A 24,970-nucleotide genomic window follows, 5' to 3' on the forward strand; every position below is an offset into this window, starting at 1 on the left:
TGTGTTTGAAGTTATTGCAGGAGGTGACATTCCAAAGAATGGAATCTCTGCTATTGAAACAGAAGAATATTGTTATCCTATCTTATCTAATGGAATTAACGAAAAATCATTATATGGTTGGACAAATCAAGCTAGAATCAAGAATCCTAGCCTAACGGTTTCAGCGAGAGGTACAATCGGATGGACAAGTTATCGTGAAAAACCTTTCTTCCCTATAGTGAGATTGCTTGTTTTGACTCCAAAAATTAACCTCAATTTAAAATATGCTTATTATTTTATGAACTCTATCGAGAATAACTATGAAATTCCACAAAGTGGGATACCACAGTTAACGAAACCTATGATTCAAAGTAAAATAATCACCCTACCACCACTAGAAAAACAATCTAGTATAGTTTCTGTTCTTGACAATTTCAACACCTTAACCAACTCTCTTTCTGAGGGCCTTCCAAAAGAAATCGAACTAAGACAGAAACAGTATGAATATTGGAGAAATCAATTACTCAATTTTAATGAATAAGGAAAAGTGAATCATGCCAGATGATAAAATATTTAATACATTGGAAGATGTTGCGGAGGAACTGATATCGAATGATAAGAAAGTGCATTTAATTTATGCTTTTAATGCTACAGGGAAAACAAGGCTATCTATAATTTTAAAGGATAAATTAAATATTTCGGAAAATGATGAAGAGTCGAAAATTAAGAAAATACTTTATTTTAATGCTTTTACAGAAGACCTTTTTACTTGGGAGAATGATTTAGAAAATAACGAAGATCGTTACCTTAAATATAGTAAGAATACTTTTTTTGGTAATTTTTTAGAAGAACAGCAAAAATTTGATCAGGTTATTGAAACTTTTCAGAAATTTGTCCATGGCTCAATAGTTCCAAGTTTTGAAGATATTAAAGAGCAGGCTGTCAATGATTCTGGCTTACCGATTTTTGATATTATTGGAGACCAACGTGTTCCAAGGTATGTGAGTAATTTTAAGGGTATTCGCTTTACTATAGATGGAGAAACGGTCAAGATTTCTAGAGGAGAGGAGAGAATATTTGTTTGGTCCATATTCGTTACTCTCTTAGAACTTATTATTGAAGAATTGAGCGACCCAGATATTGACTCTGACTTTCAGTATATTTATATAGATGATCCAATTTCATCATTAGATGATAACAATATCATTGATTCCGCGATTTTTTTAAAGGATGTTATTGCAAAATCTGAAAATACAGATTTGAAGTTTATACTTTCTACTCACCAACCACTTTTCTACAATGTCTTATATAATGAAATTAGATTTGAAAAAAGAATTAAGAAGACATGCTTCTATGTGCTGAAAAAAGATATTGAAAATAACAATGAAGTAAAATATATCTTGACTGACGTTGAGAAAGATTCTCCCTTCGGATATCATCTAAAGGTAAGAGAAGAATTACGTAGAGCTGTAGACAGTGGACGAGTAGAAAAATTTCATTATGCTTTGTTAAGAAATCTATTAGAGAAAACAGCTACATTCTTAGGTTATAGTAGATGGGAAGAAGTTTTATTAGGGTTAGAAGTGGCTGGTGATGAGATTACCACAGAAAATATAGAGTTATATGCTCAAAGGATTGATTTATTCACACATAATCGTCAATCAGATTTGGAGTTTAGAGAATTGCAAGAACGAGAAAAAAATACCTTAATAGAATTATTCAACAGCTTTGAGAAAAATTATAAATTTAACCCAAAAGAGGAAAATGAAAATGGTTGATTATTCAAAAGTACATGAAGTAATTGCGGAAACAAATGAAGGGATTCTCTTGGCTGAGTATCAACCAGAGTATCGCACAGATAGAGAATTTCAGTCTGAGGCAGATTTGGAAAGACAATTGCTTACAGATTTGGTTAATGGTCTCAATTATGAACGATTGGATATCCATACACCTGGGGAGCTTTTAGCGAATGCAAAGGCTCAAATTGAAAAGCTTAATAAGGTTACGTTTACGGATGCTGAATGGCAACGTTTTGTAGTCGAGTATTTAGATTGTCCCAATGAAGGTTTGGTTGAAAAAACACGAAAAATCCAAGAAAATCATATCTATGACTTTGTTTTTGATGATGGACGGATTAAAAATATTTTCATCCTTGACAAGAAAAACATTCACAACAACAGTATGCAGGTCATCAACCAAGTGACGCAAGTGGGGAGTCATACCAACCGTTATGATGTGACCATTTTAGTCAATGGTCTTCCGCTAGTTCAGATTGAATTGAAGAAGCGTGGAGTTAGTCTACAAGAAGCCTTTAATCAGGTTCACCGTTATAGTAAGGAAAGCTTTAACAGCGAAAATTCTTTGTATAAGTATGTTCAGATTTTTGTGATTTCGAATGGCACTTATACACGCTACTTTGCAAATACAACAGCTCAGAATAAAAATCACTATGAGTTTACCTGTGAGTGGGCAGACCGTAAGAATAAGACTATTCACGAATTGGAAGATTTTACTGTTACTTTCTTAAGCAAGCGTGTCCTCTTGGAAGTTTTGACCAAGTATTGTGTTTTTGATGTGGATAATACCTTGCTCATCATGCGTCCTTATCAGATAGCAGCAACTGAAAGTATCTTGCGCAAGATTCATTCTTCCAATGAAATGAAGAATTTTGGAACCATCAATGCTTGTGGTTATATCTGGCATACGACAGGGTCAGGGAAAACCTTGACCAGCTTTAAGACTGCGCGCTTAGCGACAGAGTTGGACTACATTGACAAAGTGATATTCGTTGTAGATAGAAAAGACTTAGACTATCAAACTATGAAGGAATATCAAAAATTCCAACCAAATTCAGTCAATGGTAGTAACAATACAAAAGAACTACAACGCAGTATCGAAGAAAATGATGATCGAATCGTTGTCACAACTATTCAAAAGTTAAATAAGTTTATCACTGCGAATCCTAATCATGAAGTCTATGCTAAGAAATGTGTCTTGATTTTTGACGAGTGTCATCGTTCTCAGTTTGGGAAGGCGCAAAAGCGTATTAAGAAGGCCTTTAAACAGTATGCCTTATTTGGATTTACAGGGACACCAATTTTCCCAGAAAATAGTTTGACGGGTGAAACGACACAAGAAGTTTTTGGAGAACAACTTCATAACTACGTTATCACGGATGCTATTCGAGATAAAAAAGTCTTGAAGTTCAAGGTTGATTACAACTATATCAAGCCTGAAATTAATAAGTATAGAGAAGCTGAAAAAGCAGTTGGCCGAGAGATTGATGAGAAGAAACTCAAAAAGATGGAGAAGGAGCTACTTCTACATCCAGAACGGATAGCAACCATCACAGAATACTTACTTCGCGTGTATAATACAAAAACACACCGAAATCAACACTATACTCATAAACAAAAACAATTGTCTGGATTTAATGCTATGCTGGCTGTACAAAGTATTGAAGCAGCAAAATTATACTATGAAGAACTCCAACGACAGCAAGCAGCTTTACCAGAGGCTAAGCGTTTGAAAGTTGCGACTATCTTTAGCTTTGCACCTAACGAAGAACAGTCAGCTTACGGCGAAATTCAAGATGAAGAGCTAGAGCCTCAAGGAACAGCCATGCCTCTATCTTCTAAAGAGTTTCTTTCTAGAGCGATTGACGACTATAATCACATTTTCAAGACCAATTTCTCAGCTGATGGGAAGGAGTTTCAAAATTACTATCGTGACCTTTCCAAACGCGTTAAATCCAAGGAAGTGGATTTGCTGATTGTGGTCGGTATGTTCTTAACGGGATTTGATGCCCCGACTATGAATACACTCTTTGTCGATAAAAATCTACGTTATCATGGTTTGATTCAGGCCTTCTCGAGAACCAATCGGATTTTTAACAAGGTTAAACCTTTTGGGAATATTGTTTGTTTCCGTGATTTAGAAAAGGCTACGCAAGAAGCTATTAAGACTTTTGGAGACACCAATAAGCTTGAAATCATCTTAGAAAAAAGCTTTAGTGAATATATGGATGGTTTCGTTGACCAAGTAACGGGTATCGAGGTCAAAGGCTATACTGCGGTTTGTCAGGAAATTCTGGAAAGATTCCCGAATCCGCAAGAAATTGAAACAGAGCATGATAAGAAGGAGTTTGTTAAGTTATTTGGTGAGTTGTTGAAGCTTGATAATGTTCTTCGAAATTATGACGAATTTCAAGAAATCGACAAACCTATTTCAGAAGGTTATCTTCAGGATTTAAGAAGCACTTATGTGGAAATTCGAGATGAATTTTTGAACCTTAAAAATTATGAAAAGACCAAGGATTTGGATGTTGATCTTTCAGATGTTGAATTTGAAATCGAACTCTTAAAAACAGATGAGATTAATCTGGACTACATTCTTGCATTGATTGTTGAAAAATCGAAGAATTCTGAGTCCAAAGAAGCAATGAAAGCAGAAGTTAGTCGTGTGATTCGTTCTAGTATCGATATTCGTGCCAAAGAAGAGTTGGTCATCGGCTTTATCAATGACACCGATTTGCAAAAATTGAAAGACCATGATGGGATTATAAATGCTTTCTATGAATATGGCAAGGAGCGCAAGAAAATCGCGATCCATGATCTAGCTGAGTCTGAGAAACTTGTAGCTGATTACCAATTATTCATAGACAAATCAATTCAACGAGGTTATGCTGAAAATAGTGGGACTGATTTGGATTCGATTATTCCACCAACTTCTCGTAGACAGGGAGCGCGTGAACGGAAAAAGCAAGAAGTTTTGCGTAAGATTCAGTTGTTAGTAGAGACTTATTCAGGTATTTAAGTATTGTCAAACAAGGTTTATTAGAAAAATCAGGAACTACAAAAAATACTATTTATTTTATTCGCTCATAATTCGCTCATTTTATAAAAATAACTTTGTTTCCGTATTTCTTGGGAACTAGTAGAAAGTTAGGAGAAATATGGAACAAACTAATCAAAAATCCCAGTGCCAACATCTCTGGGCTAGAAACAAATACCTCGTTTTGAGCCATTCCAGCAATATTTACAATGAGATTCGTCAATATCTCAAGAATGAAGAGGTGGAGGTGAGTATGGTTCAAGAGATGATTGACCGTGCTTGCAAAATCCCTGAGCATAGAGGTCAGGTCTGCAATGCCTTTCAGCATATTTGGGGCTATTTTAAAAAGCAAGCGACAGATGCTGAGCGCAAGGATTATATGCTCTTGTTGGATTGCTACCGCTTTGGTCAAGCTTCCAAGGAAGATGTAATTGCTAAGACTCGAGAGTTGCTTGAACGTTATCCAAATGCTTATCTGCAACATTCTACCTTGCTGAAAGGAGACTCTCATGAGACTTTGGCATGAGGCTTTGATTTCTCAACTTCCCCGTCCTCAACTCTTGGGGCAACATCGAGAGTGCTGCGCCCTGCGTGGCAATGGTTGGGGCAAAAAGCATGCGACGGTGGACTATGTTTTTACCCACTCGCCTTATCATCTCTATGCCTATCATGACTTGATCATGGAGGAGATGTCTGGTCGTGGCTACAAGGTCAGTCCAGAGTGGCTGGACAAGAACTACCGTGGCAAGACCTGCCCTCCTTATGAGGATTTAGCAGAGGAGAAGTTGACTAGTCCTATATACAGCGAACATGACGATGCCTACTATGAGGAGTGTCTGGACAATCTCCGAGAGAAGGGGATTGAGCTGGAGTAATAGTAAGGATTGCCTTCAATTTATACCTCTTCTCGTAATTTTTTCGAATAATAAAAATGAGACCTTTAGAATGATTCTAAGGTCTTCTTTTTATGAGTGTTCAGATTTACTTTTAATAACTTTTGAGTTATAATTTTTTAAAAATCCAAGCGTGAACTCAAGGACTTAAAAGAAAGAGGGATAAGTGATGAAGAATAGTGCTATTGGGAGTAAATGGAAGGATGTCAGGTCAGAACTCTTTACCAAGGACGAAATTCTTGAAAGTGATATGCGAGTGGCCATCATGAGTGAGTTGATTGAAGCCAGACATGAGCAAGGAATCAGCCAGAAAAAGCTAGAAGAACTTAGTGGAGTAAGTCAGCCTGTCATAGCTAGAATGGAAACAGGAAAGACTAGTCCTCAGTTAGATACAGTCTTAAAAGTTTTATCCAGTTTGGGAAAGACATTAGCAGTCGTCCCACTTAAACAGGAAAAGAGTTGAGTGGTAGAAGTTGGAAAGATTTAACAAATTTAACAGTTATAGTACCTCAATTTTATAATTTTAGAAAATCAAACTTTTTTAATTAAGAGTGAACGAAGTGAGCTTTTAGCGGATGTTTCCCGCTATAGTGGTATTCTAGATAATAATTTATTATTATCTAGAACGGAATTTTTGAGACATTCTGGCTCAAAAATTAGGGATGAAATTACTAAGTAAGTTGCTCCCGTCCGCACTTTTTAAGGGAAATATCAGAATTACAAAAGAAAAATTAACCTATAGTCTTTTCTAATAACAAGTCATAGTCACTTATAAGAATTACTAATAACGCGTTTGAACCGTCTAACTGAAATATAGTTAAAAAACAAGCTACACAAAGGATTTGAGGCATTTGTCTCAAGTCTTTTTCTTTTGTCTAAAACGGAGATATAGTTTCAAACTATATCAAAGCCTAATTTTTTACAATTATACAGATGATTTCTTTTCTGTTAAGATAGTTTCAACAACAAATTTTGGAGGACACATCATGTCAACTACAATCATCGGTTTCCCTCGTTTGGGCGAATTCCGCGAATTAAAATTTACAACTGAAAAATACTTTAGAAAAGAAATCTCAGAAGAAGAACTCCTTGCAGCAGCAAAAGATTTGCGTGCTAAACACTGGAATATCGTCAAAGAAAAAGGCATCACTGAAATTCCATCAAATGACTTTTCTCACTATGACAACTTCCTAGATGCAGCCTTCCTCTTCAACGTGGTACCTGCTTCAGTTCAAAACTTGGACTTGTCTGACCTTGAGCGCTACTTCGCTTTGGGTCGTGGTTACCAAGGAGAAAAAGGAGACGTTCGCGCCCTTCCAATGAAGAAATGGTTCAACACCAACTACCACTACATCGTTCCTAAATTTGAAAAAGACACTCAAGTCAAACTTGCAGGTCACAAGATCTTTGATGAGTTCCAAGAAGCCAAAGAACTTGGATTGAACACTCGCCCTGTTCTTGTAGGTCCATTCACTTTCCTTCAATTGTCAGACTTTGAAGAAGGCGTGAAGGCAGAAGACTTCGTAGACAGCTTAGTAGCTGCTTACCAAGAAGTTTTTGCAAAATTGGCTGAACTTGGTGCAACTCGTATCCAATTGGATGAAGCGGCTCTTGTGAAAGATTTGACTGCCGAAGAAAAAGCTCTCTTCTTGAATCTCTACAACAAACTCTTGGCTGACAAAAAAGGTCTTGAAGTCTTGCTTCAAACTTACTTCGGTGATGTTCGTGACGTATACGCTGACCTTGTAAACTTGCCAGTAGATGCTATCGGTCTTGACTTCGTTGAAGGTAAGAAAACTCTTGAACTCGTTAAAGGTGGCTTCCCAGCTGACAAGACTCTTTATGCAGGGATTGTCAATGGTAAAAACATCTGGCGTAACAACTACGAAAAGAGCTTGGCTGTTCTTGAGCAAATCCCAGCTGAAAATATTGTCTTGACAAGCTCATGCTCACTTCTTCATGTGCCATTTACAACTGCTAATGAAGAATTTGAACCAGCAATCTTGAACCACTTTGCCTTTGCAGTTGAAAAATTGGATGAGATTCGTGATTTGGATGCTATCCGCAATGGTCAAGGTGAAGAAGCACTTGCAGCTAACAAAGAACTCTTTGCGACTGAGCGTGTTGGTGAAAATGCGGAACTTCGTGCGCGTATCGCTGGCTTGACAGACGCAGACTACACTCGTTTGCCAGCCTTTGCAGAACGTGAAGCTATCCAAGAAGAAGCTTTCAAACTTCCAGCTCTTCCAACAACAACTATCGGTTCATTCCCTCAAACTAAAGAAGTTCGTGCTAAACGTTTGGCTTACCGTAAAGGTGAATTGTCTCAAGAAGAGTACGACGCTTTCCTTGCTGAAACGATCGATGAATGGATCAAATGGCAAGAAGATATCGACTTTGATGTCCTTGTTCACGGTGAATTTGAGCGTAACGACATGGTTGAGTACTTCGGTCAAAACTTGTCAGGTTACCTCTTCTCTAAAAATGGTTGGGTACAATCATACGGTATGCGTGGAGTTAAACCACCAATCATCTGGGGTGATGTTACTCGTCTTAACCCTATCACTGTTAAATGGTCTAGCTATGCACAAAGCCGTACAAACAAACCTGTTAAAGGTATGTTGACTGGACCTGTTACCATCCTCAACTGGTCATTCCCACGTGAAGACATCTCTATCAAGGATTCAACTCTTCAAATCGCCCTTGCTATCAAGGATGAAGTGCTTGACCTTGAAGCTGCAGGTGTGAAAATCATCCAAATCGACGAGGCTGCTCTTCGTGAAAAATTGCCACTCCGTCGTAGCGACTGGTACGAAGACTACCTTGACTGGGCAATTCCTGCCTTCCGCTTGGTACACTCAACAGTAGCGCCAGACACACAAATCCACACTCACATGTGTTACTCAGAATTTACAGATATCATCCCAGCTATCGACAACATGGATGCAGATGTTATTTCCTTTGAAGCTAGCCGTTCAAACCTTGAAATCTTGGACGAACTCAAAGCGAAAAACTTCCAAACAGAAGTGGGACCTGGGGTTTACGATATCCACTCACCTCGTGTGCCAAATGAAGGCGAAATCGACCATACAATCGAAGCTATCCTTGCTAAAGTGCCAAGCAAGAAAGTTTGGATCAACCCAGACTGTGGTTTGAAAACACGTGGTATTCCAGAAACAAAAGAAAGCTTGATCCGCCTTGTTGAAGCAGCTAAAGCTGCGCGTGAGAAATTGTAAGATAAGGATTTCTCAAGAAGCGCTGTTTGGTCAATCTGCCTGTTTCACCTGGATTCTAGGAATCCAGCTAACGAAAAAAATCAACTAGAAAAGGATAATGACTATGTCACGCCAAACACCGTCACTCTCATTTGAAGTGTTCCCTCCCAACCCAGCCGTGGGTAATGATAAAATTATTTCTGCTCTTCAAGATATGCAGGAGTTGGCACCTCACTTTATCAGTGTAACTGCCAGCAATAATAAGTTTAATATCAAGGAAACAACGGTTCGTTTGGCTGATTTTATCCAAAATGACTTGACGATTCCGACTATTGCCCACTTGCCAGCCATCTATTTGACTAAGGACAAGGTGGCTGAAACCATTGCTGACTTGGACAAGGTTGGGGTACAGAAAATCTTGGCCTTGCGTGGGGATATTATCCCTGATGTGGAGCCGCAAAAGGATTTCCGCTATGCAACTGACTTGATTGAGTTCATCAAGGAACAAGCCCCTCACTTTGATATTGTTGGTGCTTGTTATCCAGAAGGCCATCCAGATTCACCAAATCAGATTTCAGATATTCAAAATCTTAAGAAGAAAGTGGATGCAGGTTGTTCGAGCCTTGTAACCCAGCTTTTCTTTGACAATGAGCGCTTCTATGATTTCCAAGACAAATGTACTTTGGCTGGGATTGATATTCCCATTCATGCAGGGATTATGCCAATTCTGAATCGAAATCAGGCTCTCCGTCTCTTGAAGACTTGTGAGAATATCCATCTTCCACGCAAATTTAAAGCCATCTTAGACAAGTATGAGCATGACCCTGAGTCACTCAGAGCAGCAGGACTTGCCTATGCAGTAGACCAAATCGTGGACTTGGTAACTCAGGATGTTGCCGGTGTGCATCTCTACACCATGAACAATGCTGAAACAGCAAAATACATCCACCAAGCAACTCATGCTTTGTTTAATCACCAGTCTCTAGGATAATAAAAAGCAAACCATTCTTCTCAGCTGAGAGGAATGGTTCCTTTTTAATGGTAAAGACCGCACTTTTTAAGAAAAATATGATAAAATAGACTCTGTACGTACTTGATACAAAGATGAGGGTATAAACAGATTTTTAACTATTCAAATCTGCTATAAAAAGGAAAAATACTAAAGAATAATATTTTTAAACTTTTCAAAGTATCTAAATAGTTGAACACGGGCTAAATCCCTAGTGAAAAAGATAGATTTCCTAGTGTGCATCGCACACTGCGTCAATCGAATGCTATCTTGTGTAATTGAACCCGACCGAAAAGCTGTGTAAAAAAGATAAACTGTCTTGTCTTCATCGAAGACTTCGTCAGTTTCCTATTTTTACTTTGCTTTTGACGTCCTTGGTATCTTGATCTTTGTAGGCAAGGCGTATAATTTCATCAATCCAAAGGGGATTAAAATGACAAAACAAGTGTTTCAAACGACTTTTGCGGGTCGTGAGTTAATTGTAGAGACTGGTCAGGTTGCTAAGCAAGCAAATGGTGCAGTTGTTGTACGTTACGGTGAGTCAACTGTCTTGACTGCTGCCGTTATGTCTAAGAAAATGGCAACTGGAGATTTCTTCCCTCTTCAAGTCAACTACGAAGAAAAAATGTATGCGGCTGGGAAGTTTCCTGGTGGCTTTATGAAACGTGAAGGACGTCCTTCAACAGATGCGACCTTGACAGCGCGTTTGATTGACCGTCCAATCCGTCCTATGTTTGCGGAAGGTTTCCGTAATGAAGTACAGGTCATCAACACCGTGCTTTCTTATGATGAAAATGCATCTGCTCCAATGGCAGCTATGTTTGGTTCATCATTAGCATTGTCTATTTCAGATATTCCATTTGACGGACCAATTGCTGGGGTACAAGTGGGATGTGTAGATGGCCAAATCATCATCAACCCTACGCAAGAACAAGCAGAGCAATCTCTCCTTGAATTGACAGTCGCTGGTACCAAACACGCCATCAACATGGTAGAATCTGGTGCTAAAGAATTGTCAGAAGAAATCATGTTGGAAGCTCTTCTTAAAGGGCACGAAGCAGTCAAAGAATTGATTGCCTTCCAAGAAGAAATCGTTGCGGCAGTCGGTAAAGAAAAAGCAGAAGTAGAATTGCTTCATGTGGATGCTGACTTGCAGGCTGAAATTATCGCAGCCTACAACAGCGACCTCCAAAAAGCTGTCCAAGTAGAAGAAAAATTGGCTCGTGAAGCTGCAACTCAAGCAGTTAAGGACCAAGTAACTGCTGTGTATGAAGAAAAATATGCGGACCACGAAGAATTTGACCGTATCATGCGTGATGTGGCTGAAATCTTGGAACAAATGGAACACGCTGAAGTGCGCCGTTTGATCACAGAAGATAAGGTACGTCCTGACGGTCGTAAGGTTGATGAAATCCGTCCTTTGGATGCGGTTGTTGACTTCCTTCCTCGTGTGCACGGCTCTGGTCTCTTCACTCGTGGACAAACTCAGGCTCTTTCAGTCTTGACCTTGGCTCCGATGGGTGAAACTCAAATCATTGATGGTTTGGATCCAGAGTACAAGAAACGCTTTATGCACCACTATAACTTCCCTCAATACTCTGTTGGGGAAACTGGTCGTTATGGTGCACCTGGTCGTCGTGAAATTGGTCACGGTGCTCTTGGTGAGCGTGCCCTTGCTCAAGTCTTGCCAAGTTTGGAAGAATTCCCATATGCTATCCGTTTGGTAGCAGAAGTCTTGGAATCAAATGGTTCTTCATCTCAAGCTTCTATCTGTGCGGGAACGCTTGCCCTTATGGCTGGTGGTGTGCCAATCAAGGCGCCAGTAGCAGGGATTGCCATGGGTCTCATCTCAGATGGAAATAACTACACAGTCTTGACAGATATCCAAGGTTTGGAAGACCACTTTGGAGATATGGACTTCAAGGTTGCTGGTACTCGTGACGGGATTACAGCCCTTCAAATGGATATTAAAATTCAAGGGATTACTGCAGAAATCTTGACAGAAGCCCTTGCCCAAGCCAAGAAAGCTCGTTTTGAAATCCTTGATGTGATTGAAGCAACCATTCCAGAAGTTCGTCCAGAATTGGCTCCAACTGCTCCGAAAATTGATACCATCAAGATTGATGTGGACAAGATTAAGATTGTCATCGGTAAGGGTGGAGAAACCATCGACAAGATTATCGCCGAAACAGGCGTTAAGATTGATATCGACGAAGAAGGAAATGTGTCTATCTACTCTAGCGACCAAGATGCCATCAATCGTGCTAAAGAAATTATTGCTGGTTTGGTTCGTGAAGCTAAGGTGGACGAAGTTTACCGTGCTAAAGTCGTTCGTATCGAGAAATTTGGTGCCTTTGTTAACCTCTTTGATAAGACAGATGCCCTTGTTCATATCTCGGAGATGGCTTGGACGCGTACCAATAATGTCGAAGACTTGGTAGCAATCGGGGATGAAGTTGATGTTAAGATTATCAAGATTGATGAAAAAGGACGTGTGGATGCTTCTATGAAAGCCCTTCTTCCTCGTCCTCCAAAACCTGAACGTGATGAAAAAGGTGAAAAATCAGAGCGTCCTCACCGCCCACGTCATCACAAGGATCACAAACCTAAGAAAGAATTTACAGAAACACCAAAAGATTCAGAATAAGAAAAGGAGAAATGTATGGGATGGTGGCGCGAAACCATTGATATCGTAAAAGAAAATGATCCAGCGGCCCGCACCACTTTGGAGGTTTTGCTGACTTATCCAGGTGTCAAGGCCTTGGCGGCCCACCGTCTTTCGCATTTTCTCTGGAAGCATGGCTTCAAACTCTTGGCTCGTATGCACAGTCAGTTTTGGCGCTTTTGGACTCAGATTGAGATTCATCCAGGTGCTCAAATCGACTCTGGAGTCTTTATTGACCATGGTTCAGGCCTGGTTATCGGAGAGACTGCGATTGTTGAAAAAGGTGTTATGCTTTACCACGGAGTAACTCTTGGTGGGACAGGAAAAGACTGTGGCAAACGCCATCCAACCGTGCGAAAGGGAGCTTTAATATCTGCTCATGCCCAAGTCATTGGACCCGTTGAAATCGGTGAAAATGCCAAGGTCGGTGCAGCAGCAGTTGTTGTGGCAGACGTACCTAGTGATGTGACGGTTGTCGGTATTCCTGCTAAGATTGTCCGTGTTCATGGTAAAAAGGATGAGCCGGTCATTCACGAAGTCGAAGAAAAACGAGAGTACTACGTCAATAAACTCGAGCAGGCTAAAGATGTAAGTCACAGATCGTCTGGTTTGTAGAGGATACCTATATGATTCAAGCAAGAAACAAGTTAAGCCAAGAGGAGTTATCTGAGGCGAAAAAACTAATTAACTGTTGCCAAAACTATGACGGTACCTATCGTGATCCCTATCTTTCTAACATGCTTAATTTTGACCCAAACATGCCCGCCTTTTTCCTTTATTATGAAAAAGGCGAACTTGTTGGTCTCTTAACTGTCTATGCTGATGACCAAGATGTGGAGGTGACGATACTGGTTCATCCAGATCATCGCCGTCAGGGAATTGCGCGTGCATTGTTTACTAGTTTTGAGAGAGAAACAGTTTCTTTTTCTATTCGATCAGTCACTTTTCAGACAGAGCGTGTTTTTCTAGACCGCCATCCTGATTTTGTTAGCAACTGGGGATTGGTCGAGGATGAAGAGACAGAAACCTGGTTAGGTAAGGATAGAAAACCTTATCAGTTAGCAAATGTTTCTAATCTTGAAGTTTTGTTAGCAGATAGTTCGTATCAGGAGCAAATCAGTCAGTTAAAATTTCAAGCATTCTCAGAGGAACATGAGTCTAGAGAGATTGTGGATAGATATGTCGCTGAAGCTCTGAAAGATCCAGAAAGCCGCCTATATATTTTGTTAAAAGACGGTCAGGTTATTGGGACTTGCACGGTAGATTTATCGACTAATACGAATTACTTCTACGGTTTAGCAATATCAGAACTTGAACGTGGGAAAGGCTATGGAAGCTACTTAGCAAAATCACTTGTCAACCAACTAATTGAGCAAAATAATAAGGAATTTCAGATTGCAGTGGAAGATAGCAATGTAGGTGCCAAACGTTTGTATGAAAAAATTGGCTTTGTCAAACAGACTCAGGTGGTTTATCTGAATGAGAAAGGAGCAAGGGATTCCGAAGTGTAGAGATATTCGGACTGAAATTTACTTGAGCTCTTAGTGATGAAACTAATTGTTCTTGGATTTTGGATTTCCTGATTATGATTTATGATTAAAATCTACGACACCATGTCTCGTGTTTTGCGAGAATTTGTCCCGATTGAGGACGGCAAAGTTAAGATGTATGTCTGTGGGCCAACCGTGTATAACTATATCCACGTGGGAAATGCCCGTTCGACGGTAGCTTTTGATACGATTCGACGTTACTTTGAGTACCGTGGTTATGAGGTTGCCTATATTTCCAATTTTACGGATGTAGATGATAAGATTATCAACCGTGCCAAGGAAGAAGGTATCACGCCTCAGGAGGTTGCGGACAAGTACATCGCTGCCTTTCGTGAGGATGTGACGGCCTTGGGCGTCAAACCTGCGACTCGACATCCGCGTGTGGTGGAGTTTATGGCTGACATTATCCGCTTTGTGGAAGACTTGATTGGAAAAGGCTTTGCCTACGAGAGTCAAGGAGATGTCTATTTCCGTGTGGCAAAATCTCATAACTATGCCAAGTTGGCCAATAAAACCTTGGAAGATTTGGAGCTAGGTGCTTCAGGTCGAACCGATGAAGAAACGGCTCGTAAGGAAAATCCTGTAGACTTTGCCCTATGGAAAGCTACTAAATCAGGCGAGATTTCTTGGGTTAGCCCTTGGGGACCTGGTCGTCCGGGCTGGCACATCGAGTGTTCAGTCATGTCTACAGAGATTTTGGGCGATACCATTGATATCCACGGTGGTGGAGCCGACCTTGAGTTTCCACACCATACCAATGAAATTGCCCAGTCTGAAGCTAAAACAGGCAAGACTTTTGCTAACTACTGGATGCATAATGGCTTTGTCAATATCGATAATGTCAAGATGTCCAAATCCTTGGGCAACTTTATTACAGTGCATGATGCCCTCAAAACCCTCGATGGGCAAGTGCTTCGTTTCTTCTTTGCGACTCAGCATTATCGCAAGCCTATCAACTTTACGGAAAAAGCAGTGCGTGATGCAGAGACAAATCTCAAGTATCTAAAGAACACTTATGAGCAACCATTTACAGGAAAAGTGGATGTCAAAGAATTACAAACCTTTAAAGATAAGTTTGTAGCAGCTATGGATGAAGATTTTAACGCTGCCAACGGTATCACAGTTGTTTTTGAAATGGCCAAATGGATTAACTCTGGCAACTATGATGAAAGTGTCAAGCAAGCTCTTGCGGATATGTTGGAAGTCTTTGGAATTGTCTTTGTTGAGGAAGTTTTGGACGCTGAGATCGAATCCTTGATTCAAAAACGCCAAGAAGCGCGTGCCAATCGTGACTTTGCGACAGCGGACCAGATCCGTGACCAATTGGCTGATCAAGGGATTAAGCTCCTTGACACCAAAGATGGAGTGAGGTGGACGCGTGATTGATGTCAATCTCATTAACGGGATTGCGCTAGCCTTTGAAGGAGATGCGGTGTATTCCATGTATATTCGCCGTCATCTCATTCTTAAAGGCATGACCAAACCCAATAAACTCCATCAAGAGGCGACCAAGTATGTCTCAGCCAAAGCTCAAGCTCGCCTGATTTCCCTTATGTTAGAGGAGCAAGTCCTGACAGAAAAAGAAGAAGAAATCTACAAACGTGGTCGCAATACCAATAGTCACACCAAGGCCAAAAATGCTGATGTAGTGACTTACCGTATGTCCACAGGTTTTGAAGCAGTGATGGGCTATCTCCATATGACTGAAAATCTGGAACGTCTTGAGATCTTGATTTCGTGGTGTATCCAAAAAGTGGAGGGCTAGGGCATGATGGCAAAAGAACTACAAGACTGGTTTCCTGAAGCTCAGATTTCAGACCAACCAGTAGAGAAAGAGGGTTATCTCACTCTCCCTTTAGCTTCTCAGCAGTGGATTTTGCTGGAGGAAGCTGGGCTTAGCGAGCGTGAAAAGCAGTTGGTTGCTCTCTTAACCCAGCAGGAGCAGGCTCGTTCGATCAATCCTTGGTATTCTTTTTTGATTGAGGGGAAGGGGCAGACACCACAAGCTTTTAAAAAGATTCAATTAGTTTATTTTCATCTTTCCTATTTTCAGCAGGAAAATCTAGCTTCTTGGCTGGATATGATGCGGACCCTTTTTCCTAACTGTCAGACGGTACTTCAGGTCGGAGCTCAGGATTATGTTTTCGTGCTTCAGCAAGACAAATACACTTCTGTACGAGCTATTTTAAGTGATACGATTGAAGCGGTTGAGTATGACTTTGGACTGCGTCTCTCTATCATGTTAGGTCAGGTTTGGTCTCAGACAGGCCATCAAGCCCTATCAGACTTAATCAAAGCTGAGCGGGATTTGTTTAAGACTTGGTGGCGTCAGGGTCACCAAGGTGTTCATACTTTTTCTCAGCTCTATCTTTGGAGTATGGGAGAAAGACTCGTGGACCTGAGAGTCATTAAAGAATGCCTGCACCAGATGATTTTGGATCAGGACCAGATTCAGGAAATCATTCTCTCTCTTTGGGAAAATAGTGCTGTCTTAACTAAAACAGCTCAGCAACTCTATCTGCACCGCAATTCTCTCCAATACAAGATTGATAAATGGGAAGAATTGACTGGGCTTCAGTTGAAGGAGTTGACCGACCTAACCCTGTGTTATCAATTGATTTTACCAGATATTCTCTAAAGTTTTGTGCAAGTTGCACAGAACTTTTTTATTTTTTTGGTCATCTTGCCATAGAAATGTAAAGCGTTTTCATCTATAATAAAACTATCAAAATACAAAAGGAGTTCACCTCATGGTAGAATTAAATCTTAAAAATATTTACAAAAAATATCCAAACAGCGAACACTATTCAGTTGAAGACTTCAACTTGAATATCAAAGACAAAGAGTTCATCGTTTTCGTAGGACCTTCAGGATGTGGTAAATCAACAACTCTTCGTATGATCGCAGGTCTTGAAGACATCACAGAAGGTACTGCATCTATCGATGGCGTGGTTGTCAACGACGTAGCTCCAAAAGACCGTGATATCGCCATGGTATTCCAAAACTACGCTCTTTACCCACACATGACTGTTTATGACAACATGGCTTTCGGTTTGAAATTGCGTAAATACAGCAAGGAAGACATAGACAAACGTGTACAAGAAGCAGCAGCAATCCTTGGCTTGAAAGAATTCTTGGATCGTAAACCAGCTGACCTTTCAGGTGGTCAACGTCAACGTGTTGCCATGGGTCGTGCGATCGTACGTGATGCAAAAGTATTCTTGATGGACGAACCTTTGTCAAACTTGGATGCCAAACTTCGTGTATCTATGCGTGCTGAAATCGCTAAAATCCACCGTCGTATCGGAGCTACAACTATCTACGTAACTCACGACCAAACAGAAGCGATGACACTTGCAGACCGTATCGTTATCATGTCAGCAACTAAGAACCCTGCTGGTACAGGTACTATCGGACGTGTAGAACAAATCGGTACTCCTCAAGAAGTTTACAAAAACCCAGTTAACAAATTCGTAGCAGGATTCATCGGAAGCCCAGCTATGAACTTCATCAACGTGAAATTGGTAGGTAGCGAAATTGTTTCTGACGGTTTCCGTTTGAAAGTGCCAGAAGGAGCATTGAAAGTTCTTCGTGAAAAAGGCTACGAAGGTAAAGAATTGATCTTCGGTATCCGTCCAGAAGACGTGAATGCAGAACCTGCTTTCCTTGAAACATTCCCAGAATCAGTTGTCAAAGCTACTATCTCTGTATCAGAATTGCTTGGTTCAGAATCTCACCTTTACTGCCAAGTTGGTAAAGATGAATTTGTTGCCAAAGTTGATGCTCGTGACTACTTGCAAACAGGTGCAACAGTTGAACTTGGATTTGACTTGAACAAAGCACACTTCTTCGATGTAGAAACTGAAAAAACAGTTTACTAAGATAAATAAAACTCAAAACACTGCTAGAAATCTGGCAGTGTTTTTTGAGATTGCGTAGAAAAAACTCCTGGGAAATTCCAGGAGAGTATGAGTGGTTATTTAAACTTGAATCCTTCGTAAATAAGCTCTGTTTTTGGATTTTGTTTCTTAATCTGTTTGGCAAGTGACTTCATCATAGAAAGAGGACCACACATATAGACGCTCGCATGTTCGGGCACTTCTTCTTGCTCAAAATTAAGATAGCCGTCTTTCCTACTATCTACTAGATGGAGTTCAAAATTATGATTTTTCTGAGCATAGTCATGGAGCAAATCTAGATAAACTGCATTTTCCTCTCCACGGAAGCTATAGTAGAAGTGAACCTGTTTATCTAAAATAGGATGTTCACGGATGTAAGAGATGAAGGGGGTAATCCCAATGCCTCCAGCAATCCAAACCTGATTTTTTCGTCCTTCTTCTATGATCATGTGTCCGTAGGCTCTGTCTACGCTTACTTTGCTACCGACTTGAAGATTGTCATAGATATTCTTGGTATGGTCACCTGAATTTTTAACAGTAAAGTAAAGGGTTTGACCATGACCTCCTGAGATAGAAAAGGGATGCGGAGCACTTTCAAAGCCTTCTTGGAAAATCTTTAGGAAGGCAAATTGTCCTGATTGATAGTTGAAAGATCTGCTAAGCTGGATTTGAATTTCTATAGTATCGTGATTTAAGCGTTTGAGATTGGTAATTTTCCCTAGATAGGGGAAGCCAATCTTTTGATATAGAAAAATGATATAAAAACCAGCTAGTAAGCCTAAAAGGGCATAGCTATCAACAACAAAACTTAGAAGATTAAATGTAAGGAGACGATTACCCATCATCATGTAGACGTGAAAGAGTCCGAAAATGTAGGCTAGATAAACCAGACGGTGAATCCATCTCCAAGCTTCGTATTGGATGTATTTGCCTAAATAGGCGACAAGGATGATACTGACAAAATATAGATGGCAAGGTTGCCAAACTGAGCAGCTAAACGAGAGCCCCACAAACCGCCCATACTAAAGTTATGAAAGATTAGTAGGATGATGGAGAGAAAGGCTGTGAATTTGTGGACAGTGTAGACCTTCTCCAAACCGTGAAACCAGCTTTCTAGTAGTGGGAGACGAGTGGCTAAGACAAAAGTTAGAGATAAGCTTGTTAAAGCTAGTCCTGGAATCATGAATTGGGGAGAAGTGTTCATCCAAGTCAAAATAGTCAAGACAAAACTAGCTATGATAAAGAGTATTCCTTTGAGTGATTTCATAGAAAATTCCATTTCATTAAGATTTGATTTGTTGTAAACGAATTTGTTACATTTTATCATAGAAAAAGTATGGTGTCAAATTGAGGTCTATAAATATCTACTCTCATCAAAAAACTCTCCAATTGAACTGGAGAGTGGCTGTTTATACTCAATGAAAATCAAAGAGCAAACTAGGAAGCTAGCCGCAGGCTGTACTGGAGTACGGCAAGGTGAAGCTGACGTGGTTTGAATTTGATTTTCGAAGAGTATTATTCTGCAGCTTGTTGCCAACGTTTTGCTAGCATATGAGACAGGCTAGAAATGGCTAGGTTAAAGCTGAAGTAGATGAGGGCAATCAGGATGTAAAGACTGAAGACCTGCTCTGGTTCGAAATAACGGCCCATGAGAATTTGGCTGGCTCCAAAGAGCTCTTGTAGGGCGATAACAGAGTAGAGAAGACTGGTATCCTTAATCACGGTTACAAACTGAGAAATGATGGCTGGCAGCATTTTACGAATAGCTTGTGGGAGAATGATGTGATAGAGGATTTGGGCTGAGGTAAATCCTTGCGACATTCCTGCTTCATACTGTCCCTTGTCCACTGCATTGAGACCGCCTCGGATGATCTCAGCTAGGGCAGCTGATGTAAAGAGAGTGAAGGCTGTAATACCTGCTGGTGTGGATTTCATTTTGAACACCAAAAAGATAGTGAAAATCCAGAGGAGGTTAGGAACGTTACGCACAAACTCGATATAAATGCTGGAGATAATGCGTAAGACAGGATTTTTCCCATTTCTCATGACGGCTAGCACCGTTCCGATAAGTGTAGAGAGGACGATGGCAATCAGAGAAATGTAGAGGGTCAAGCCAAATCCTTTAAAGATAAAGACTAGGTTATCTGGGGTCAAAACTTCTAAAATGGATTCCATAGTAACCTCCTAAAGTGAATAGGCTTTTTTGTTGGCTTGCTCCATCTTGCGACCAAACTGGGCAACAGGGAAGCATAGAGAAAAGTAGAGCAGGGCAGCACCTAGAAAGGCTGGGATATAGTTTCCGTTAAGAGCTGACCAGGACTTGGTCACAAACATCAAGTCCACTCCAGAAATGATAGCGACTGTCGAGGTATTCTTAATGAGGTTAACGATTTGGTTGGTCAAAGGAGGGAGAATGATACGAAAGGCCTGAGGCAAGATAATCAAGCGCATGGCACTGATATAGGTAAAACCTTGCGACAAGGCGGCCTCCATCTGACCGCTAGGAATAGACTGAATACCTGAGCGAATAACCTCAGCAATATAGGCGCCGTGATAGAGACCCACGCAGAGAACAGCTGTCCAATAAATCGGAATCATGATGATATGGTCACTGATAAGAGGTAGGCCATAAAAAACGATAACAAACTGCACCAAGAGGGGAGTGTTTTGGTAAAACTCGACAAAGATACGAGCAAAAATTCTCAATATTGGACGTTTGCTGGTTGACATGGCTCCAAAGAAGATGCCTAAGACCATGGCTAGGATAAAGGATCCGATTGCTAGGGCAAGAGTAAAGAGGAAACCATTGAAAAATTGTCCAAAATCCTGAAAATAGGCTGTCCAAGATGATAAATCTGTCATGGGGTGTCCTCCTTAATCTGCAGTATGGCTAGATGGTTTGAGCTTATAACGGTCATAAAGTTTTTGCAAACTGCCATCCTTGCTCCATTTAGTAACCAAGTTATCGAGATAGTCGTTGAGCTCGGTATTTGATTTCTTGGTAACGATACCGTAGTCAGATGGCTTGAAACTATCATCTAGTAGTTCTGTCCGCTTACTGATGTAGCCAGATAGGATAGAACGGTCAACGGAAAAGGCATCAATTCGATGAGCATGAAGGGAAGTAATCAATTCTGGGTAGGAACCAAGTTCGACGAATTTAAAGGTTAGACCTTTCTTTTTACCCAATTCAGTAATCAGGCGTTGGGTAATGGAACCTTGAGCAACTCCGATGGTTTTTCCGTTTAAGTCCTCAATGCTTTTGATTTTGGCAGACTTATTGACCAAAAAGCCAGAAGCATCTGTGTAGTAAGGGCTGGTGAAGTTATAGAGTTTTTTGCGTTCGTCTGTGATGGTAAAGGTCGCGATATCCATATCGACCTGTTCATTGTCTAGAAGGGGTCCGCGAGTTTGTGCTGTAACCGGCACATAGCGAATCTTGACCTTGAGTTCATCAGCTACCATCTTGGCCAGGTCAGTTTCGATACCAGAATAGGTCCCTTTCTTGGGATCCTTGTAACCGAAATTGGGAACGTCTTGTTTGACACCAACAACCAGCTCGCCTCTCTTTTGAATGTCTGCGACACTGGTATCAGCCTGGACTGGTTTTGCAGCAGCAAGGCTGAAAAGGCTAATCAATAATGCGGATAAAAAGAATTTCTTTTTCATAGGCGCCTCCTTATTTGACTTTGTCACTTTCGTGGTTGATGATTTTGCTGAGAAATTGTTGGGCACGAGGTTCCCTTGGATTGTCGAAAAAGTCATCAACATCTGTCGTATCTACCAAAACTTCTCCGTCAGCCATAAAGATGATGCGGTCAGCAACTTCACGGGCAAAGCCCATTTCATGGGTCACGACAATCATATTCATACCCTCGTGGGCCAATTTTTGCATAACTGCTAGAACATCGCCGATGGTTTCAGGGTCAAGAGCAGATGTTGGTTCATCAAAGAGGAGAAGTTCCGGATGCATGGCGAGTCCGCGTGCGATGGCAATCCGTTGTTTTTGTCCACCAGAAAGCATAGCTGGATATGAATCTTTCTTGTCCCACATATTTACAAATTCAAGATATTTTTGAGCTGTTTTTTCAGCTTCTTTTTTATCAATTCCTAGAACTTTTATGGGTGCGAGTGTTACGTTTTCTAACACTGTTTTGTGAGGGTAGAGGTTAAAATGCTGGAAAACCATGCCGACTTCTTTGCGAAGAGGAACTAAATCTTTCTGGCTGGCACCAGCAACTTGGTGGCCATTGACTAGAAGACTTCCCTTGTCGACAGCCTCTAAACCATTGATGGTACGGATAAGAGTGGATTTCCCAGAACCAGATGGTCCGAGTAGGACAACGACTTGCCCTTTTTCAAAACGGAGATTGATGTCGCGGAGTGCGTGATAGTCTCCATAATATTTTTCGACGTGTTCAAATTCTACTAAAGCCATAAGGAATCTCCTTTGTGTTAGATTTTATAACATGATTCTACACCAAAAAATTTGTCTTGTCAAATCATATCTGAAAAAATTCACTAAAATTTTATAAAAAAGCAATCTGGATAGAGAAAAAGCCTAAATCATGTTATAATGAAACGATAGAATTCTTAGAAAGAGTGGATGTCTTTTTGATAACACCTACTTATGAATGGCAGTTTGCTCCGCAGGTAGAAGATGCGGATTTTACAAAGATAGCCAAGAAGGCTGGACTGGGTCCTGAGGTGGCTCGTTTATTATTTGAAAGAGGGATTCAGAACCAAGAAAGTCTAAAGAAGTTTTTAGAACCTTCCTTGGAGGATTTGCATGACCCTTATCTACTCCATGATATGGATAAGGCAGTGGAACGGATTCGTCAGGCCATTGAAGAAGGGGAAAATATCCTCGTTTACGGTGATTATGATGCGGATGGTATGACTTCGGCTTCGATTGTGAAGGAAAGTTTGGAACAGCTTGGCGCTGAGTGCCGTGTTTACTTGCCCAATCGTTTTACTGATGGCTATGGTCCAAATGCTAGTGTTTATAAATACTTTATCGAGCAAGAAGGGATTTCCTTGATTGTGACAGTGGACAATGGAGTTGCGGGTCACGAAGCCATTGAACTGGCTCAGTCTATGGGAGTAGATGTCATTGTGACAGACCACCATTCCATGCCTGAAACCCTCCCTGATGCCTATGCCATTGTCCATCCTGAACACCCTGATGCGGACTATCCTTTCAAATATCTGGCTGGTTGTGGAGTGGCCTTCAAGCTGGCTTGCGCCCTTTTAGAAGAAGTGCAAGTGGAACTGCTTGATTTGGTCGCTATTGGTACCATTGCAGATATGGTGAGTTTGACAGATGAGAACCGTATCTTGGTTCAGTATGGTCTGGAAATGTTGGGGCACACTCAGCGCATTGGTTTACAAGAAATGCTGGACATGGCTGGAATTGCTTCCAACGAAGTAACAGAAGAAACGGTTGGTTTCCAGATTGCCCCTCGTTTGAATGCCTTGGGTCGCTTGGATGATCCTAATCCTGCCATTGATTTGCTGACTGGATTTGACGACGAGGAAGCTCACGAGATTGCCCTCATGATTCACCAGAAAAACGAAGAGCGCAAGGAAATCGTCCAGTCTATTTATGAAGAAGCTAAGACCATGGTGGACCCTGAGAAGAAGGTCCAAGTCTTGGCTAAGGAAGGTTGGAATCCTGGGGTTCTAGGAATTGTGGCTGGTCGTTTGTTGGAAGAACTAGGGCAGACAGTCATCGTTCTCAATATAGAAGACGGTCGTGCCAAGGGCAGTGCTCGTAGTGTGGAAGCGGTCGATATTTTTGAAGCTCTGGATCCTCATAGAGACCTCTTCATAGCCTTTGGTGGTCATGCTGGTGCGGCAGGAATGACGCTGGAAGTTGAGAAACTCTCAGATTTATCTCAGGTTTTGGAAGATTATGTCCGTGAAAAAGGAGCAGATGCTGCTGGCAAGAACAAGTTAAATCTAGATGAAGAGCTAGATTTGGAGACACTTAGCTTGGAAACGGTCAAAAGTTTTGAACGTTTGGCACCTTTTGGCATGGACAATCAGAAACCTGTCTTTTATGTCAAGGATTTTCAGGTTGAAAGTGCTCGTACCATGGGGACAGGCAATGCCCATCTCAAGCTGAAAATTTCTAAAGGCGAGGCGAGTTTTGAGGTAGTGGCCTTTGGCCAAGGGAAAAGGGCGACTGAATTCTCACAGACCAAGCAATTGGAATTGGCAGTGACTCTCTCTGTCAACCAATGGAATGGCCAAACTGCCCTGCAGCTGATGATGGTGGATGCGCGTGTGGAGGGTGTTCAACTTTTTAATATCCGTGGGAAGAATGCAGTCTTGCCAGAAGGGGTTCCAGTCTTGGATTTTGCTGGAGAACTGCCCAATCTAGTAAATAGTGATGCTGTGGTTGTAAAAACCATTCCTGAGGATATTACTCAGCTGAAGACCATTTTTCAGGAGCAGAATTTTTCTGCTGTTTATTTCAAAAATGATATTGACAAGGCCTACTATCTGACGGGATATGGGACTAGAGAGCAGTTTGCAAAATTGTACAAGACTATCTACCAGTTCCCAGAGTTTGATATTCGCTACAAACTGAAGGATTTGGCGACTTATCTCAATATTCAACAAATCTTGCTGGTCAAGATGATTCAAGTGTTTGAAGAACTAGGCTTTGTGACCATCAAAGATGGGGTCATGACAGTCAATAAAGAGGCGCCAAAGCGGGAGATCGGAGAAAGTCAGATTTACCAAAATCTCAAACAAACTGTTAAAGACCAAGAAATGATGGCGTTGGGTACCGTGCAAGAAATTTATGACTTTTTAATGGAAAAAGAGTAGATCATAGGAAAGAGTTGGGAAACCAGCTCTTTTTTGAAAACAAATCTTCATTTTGAAAATCATCAAAAAAATGGTATAATGGTAGGAAAA

At 40.9% G+C, this 24,970-nt stretch carries 20 protein-coding genes and 1 pseudogene; 16 read left to right on the plus strand and 5 right to left on the minus strand.

The window, feature by feature from the left end; translation table 11 throughout:
• The first annotated feature begins 1 nt into the window (after nucleotide 1).
• The 15 genes from F9B91_RS00305 to F9B91_RS00385 all read left to right on the plus strand — a co-directional run bounded on the left by F9B91_RS00305 (nucleotide 2) and on the right by F9B91_RS00385 (nucleotide 18,025).
• A complete protein-coding gene (locus F9B91_RS00305; protein WP_205008206.1) occupies nucleotides 2-520 on the plus strand; it encodes a restriction endonuclease subunit S in 519 nt (172 codons plus the stop codon).
• Nucleotides 521-533: 13 nt separating this feature from the next.
• Nucleotides 534-1,757 (plus strand): AAA family ATPase, encoded by a 1,224-nt coding sequence (locus tag F9B91_RS00310; RefSeq protein WP_150922202.1) that lies wholly within the window; start codon nucleotides 534-536, stop codon nucleotides 1,755-1,757.
• Nucleotides 1,750-4,794: a type I restriction endonuclease subunit R gene (locus tag F9B91_RS00315; RefSeq protein ID WP_150922203.1), complete on the plus strand. Its 3,045-nt coding sequence runs from the start codon at nucleotides 1,750-1,752 to the stop codon at nucleotides 4,792-4,794. The genes F9B91_RS00310 and F9B91_RS00315 overlap by 8 nt, the downstream gene beginning before the upstream one ends.
• A gap of 139 nt (nucleotides 4,795-4,933) precedes the next feature.
• Complete coding sequence (locus F9B91_RS00320) at nucleotides 4,934-5,338, plus strand: YbgA family protein (RefSeq protein ID WP_150922204.1); 405 nt, start codon at nucleotides 4,934-4,936, stop codon at nucleotides 5,336-5,338.
• Nucleotides 5,322-5,687 carry a TIGR02328 family protein gene (locus F9B91_RS00325; RefSeq protein WP_150922205.1) on the plus strand — a complete coding sequence of 122 codons (366 nt, stop codon included), beginning with the start codon at nucleotides 5,322-5,324 and terminating at the stop codon, nucleotides 5,685-5,687. Before F9B91_RS00320 ends, F9B91_RS00325 begins: the two co-directional genes overlap by 17 nt.
• 187 nt (nucleotides 5,688-5,874) lie before the next feature.
• On the plus strand, nucleotides 5,875-6,168 hold the full coding sequence (locus F9B91_RS00330; RefSeq protein ID WP_150922206.1) for a helix-turn-helix domain-containing protein: 294 nt from the start codon (nucleotides 5,875-5,877) through the stop codon (nucleotides 6,166-6,168).
• 523 nt (nucleotides 6,169-6,691) lie between these two features.
• Nucleotides 6,692-8,941, plus strand: coding sequence for a 5-methyltetrahydropteroyltriglutamate--homocysteine S-methyltransferase (metE, locus tag F9B91_RS00335; RefSeq protein ID WP_125443977.1), 2,250 nt, complete (start codon nucleotides 6,692-6,694; stop codon nucleotides 8,939-8,941).
• A gap of 103 nt (nucleotides 8,942-9,044) precedes the next feature.
• Nucleotides 9,045-9,911, plus strand: a complete 867-nt coding sequence (gene metF, locus F9B91_RS00340; RefSeq protein WP_150922207.1) for a methylenetetrahydrofolate reductase [NAD(P)H] — start codon at nucleotides 9,045-9,047, stop codon at nucleotides 9,909-9,911.
• A gap of 451 nt (nucleotides 9,912-10,362) precedes the next feature.
• The gene (gene pnp, locus F9B91_RS00350; protein ID WP_150922208.1) at nucleotides 10,363-12,576 is read left to right on the plus strand and encodes a polyribonucleotide nucleotidyltransferase; all 2,214 of its coding nucleotides are present in this window, start codon (nucleotides 10,363-10,365) and stop codon (nucleotides 12,574-12,576) included.
• Nucleotides 12,577-12,591: 15 nt separating this feature from the next.
• Entirely contained in the window at nucleotides 12,592-13,209 is a 618-nt protein-coding gene (gene cysE, locus F9B91_RS00355) for a serine O-acetyltransferase (RefSeq protein ID WP_150922209.1), read from the plus strand.
• 11 nt (nucleotides 13,210-13,220) lie between these two features.
• On the plus strand, nucleotides 13,221-14,105 hold the full coding sequence (locus tag F9B91_RS00360) for a GNAT family N-acetyltransferase (RefSeq protein WP_150922210.1): 885 nt from the start codon (nucleotides 13,221-13,223) through the stop codon (nucleotides 14,103-14,105).
• An 81-nt stretch (nucleotides 14,106-14,186) separates the two neighbouring features.
• Complete coding sequence (cysS, locus tag F9B91_RS00370; protein WP_150922211.1) at nucleotides 14,187-15,530, plus strand: cysteine--tRNA ligase; 1,344 nt, start codon at nucleotides 14,187-14,189, stop codon at nucleotides 15,528-15,530.
• The gene (locus F9B91_RS00375; protein WP_150922212.1) at nucleotides 15,523-15,909 is read left to right on the plus strand and encodes a Mini-ribonuclease 3; all 387 of its coding nucleotides are present in this window, start codon (nucleotides 15,523-15,525) and stop codon (nucleotides 15,907-15,909) included. The genes cysS and F9B91_RS00375 overlap by 8 nt, the downstream gene beginning before the upstream one ends.
• Before the next feature lie 3 nt (nucleotides 15,910-15,912).
• On the plus strand, nucleotides 15,913-16,782 hold the full coding sequence (locus F9B91_RS00380) for a helix-turn-helix domain-containing protein (RefSeq protein ID WP_150922213.1): 870 nt from the start codon (nucleotides 15,913-15,915) through the stop codon (nucleotides 16,780-16,782).
• A gap of 112 nt (nucleotides 16,783-16,894) precedes the next feature.
• Nucleotides 16,895-18,025 (plus strand): ABC transporter ATP-binding protein, encoded by a 1,131-nt coding sequence (locus F9B91_RS00385; protein WP_150922214.1) that lies wholly within the window; start codon nucleotides 16,895-16,897, stop codon nucleotides 18,023-18,025.
• A 95-nt stretch (nucleotides 18,026-18,120) separates the two neighbouring features.
• On the opposite strand, the pseudogene F9B91_RS00390 reads toward F9B91_RS00385, so the two are convergent.
• From F9B91_RS00390 to F9B91_RS00415, 5 genes and pseudogenes are all read right to left on the minus strand, one after another.
• Nucleotides 18,121-19,310: pseudogene (locus F9B91_RS00390) on the minus strand (oxidoreductase).
• 248 nt (nucleotides 19,311-19,558) lie between these two features.
• Nucleotides 19,559-20,218, minus strand: a complete 660-nt coding sequence (locus tag F9B91_RS00400; RefSeq protein ID WP_000443889.1) for an amino acid ABC transporter permease — start codon at nucleotides 20,216-20,218, stop codon at nucleotides 19,559-19,561.
• Nucleotides 20,219-20,227: 9 nt separating this feature from the next.
• Nucleotides 20,228-20,905, minus strand: coding sequence for an amino acid ABC transporter permease (locus F9B91_RS00405; protein WP_150922215.1), 678 nt, complete (start codon nucleotides 20,903-20,905; stop codon nucleotides 20,228-20,230).
• 12 nt (nucleotides 20,906-20,917) lie between these two features.
• Nucleotides 20,918-21,712, minus strand: a complete 795-nt coding sequence (locus F9B91_RS00410) for a transporter substrate-binding domain-containing protein (RefSeq protein WP_150922216.1) — start codon at nucleotides 21,710-21,712, stop codon at nucleotides 20,918-20,920.
• A 10-nt stretch (nucleotides 21,713-21,722) separates the two neighbouring features.
• Nucleotides 21,723-22,481, minus strand: a complete 759-nt coding sequence (locus F9B91_RS00415; protein WP_150922217.1) for an amino acid ABC transporter ATP-binding protein — start codon at nucleotides 22,479-22,481, stop codon at nucleotides 21,723-21,725.
• Between the two features lie 176 nt (nucleotides 22,482-22,657).
• On the opposite strand from F9B91_RS00415, the gene recJ reads away from it, so the two are divergent.
• A complete protein-coding gene (gene recJ / locus F9B91_RS00420; RefSeq protein ID WP_191962377.1) occupies nucleotides 22,658-24,880 on the plus strand; it encodes a single-stranded-DNA-specific exonuclease RecJ in 2,223 nt (740 codons plus the stop codon).
• The last annotated feature ends 90 nt before the right edge of the window (nucleotides 24,881-24,970 follow it).

Origin of the sequence: Streptococcus mitis, assembly GCF_008763935.1 — a bacterium.
Taxonomy (GTDB): domain Bacteria; phylum Bacillota; class Bacilli; order Lactobacillales; family Streptococcaceae; genus Streptococcus; species Streptococcus mitis_DB.

What these genes read in the sequence shown, in the direction of transcription:
- F9B91_RS00315 (WP_150922203.1), top strand. Translation starts at nt 1,750, where the DNA reads ATGGTTGATTATTCAAAAGTACATGAAGTAATTGCGGAAACAAATGAA.
- F9B91_RS00360 (WP_150922210.1), top strand. Translation starts at nt 13,221, where the DNA reads ATGATTCAAGCAAGAAACAAGTTAAGCCAAGAGGAGTTATCTGAGGCG.
- metE (WP_125443977.1), top strand. Translation starts at nt 6,692, where the DNA reads ATGTCAACTACAATCATCGGTTTCCCTCGTTTGGGCGAATTCCGCGAA.
- cysE (WP_150922209.1), top strand. Translation starts at nt 12,592, where the DNA reads ATGGGATGGTGGCGCGAAACCATTGATATCGTAAAAGAAAATGATCCA.
- F9B91_RS00330 (WP_150922206.1), top strand. Translation starts at nt 5,875, where the DNA reads ATGAAGAATAGTGCTATTGGGAGTAAATGGAAGGATGTCAGGTCAGAA.
- metF (WP_150922207.1), top strand. Translation starts at nt 9,045, where the DNA reads ATGTCACGCCAAACACCGTCACTCTCATTTGAAGTGTTCCCTCCCAAC.
- F9B91_RS00405 (WP_150922215.1), bottom strand. Translation starts at nt 20,905, where the DNA reads ATGACAGATTTATCATCTTGGACAGCCTATTTTCAGGATTTTGGACAA.
- F9B91_RS00325 (WP_150922205.1), top strand. Translation starts at nt 5,322, where the DNA reads ATGAGACTTTGGCATGAGGCTTTGATTTCTCAACTTCCCCGTCCTCAA.
- F9B91_RS00310 (WP_150922202.1), top strand. Translation starts at nt 534, where the DNA reads ATGCCAGATGATAAAATATTTAATACATTGGAAGATGTTGCGGAGGAA.
- F9B91_RS00410 (WP_150922216.1), bottom strand. Translation starts at nt 21,712, where the DNA reads ATGAAAAAGAAATTCTTTTTATCCGCATTATTGATTAGCCTTTTCAGC.
- F9B91_RS00320 (WP_150922204.1), top strand. Translation starts at nt 4,934, where the DNA reads ATGGAACAAACTAATCAAAAATCCCAGTGCCAACATCTCTGGGCTAGA.
- pnp (WP_150922208.1), top strand. Translation starts at nt 10,363, where the DNA reads ATGACAAAACAAGTGTTTCAAACGACTTTTGCGGGTCGTGAGTTAATT.
- F9B91_RS00415 (WP_150922217.1), bottom strand. Translation starts at nt 22,481, where the DNA reads ATGGCTTTAGTAGAATTTGAACACGTCGAAAAATATTATGGAGACTAT.
- F9B91_RS00380 (WP_150922213.1), top strand. Translation starts at nt 15,913, where the DNA reads ATGATGGCAAAAGAACTACAAGACTGGTTTCCTGAAGCTCAGATTTCA.
- F9B91_RS00400 (WP_000443889.1), bottom strand. Translation starts at nt 20,218, where the DNA reads ATGGAATCCATTTTAGAAGTTTTGACCCCAGATAACCTAGTCTTTATC.
- F9B91_RS00385 (WP_150922214.1), top strand. Translation starts at nt 16,895, where the DNA reads ATGGTAGAATTAAATCTTAAAAATATTTACAAAAAATATCCAAACAGC.
- cysS (WP_150922211.1), top strand. Translation starts at nt 14,187, where the DNA reads ATGATTAAAATCTACGACACCATGTCTCGTGTTTTGCGAGAATTTGTC.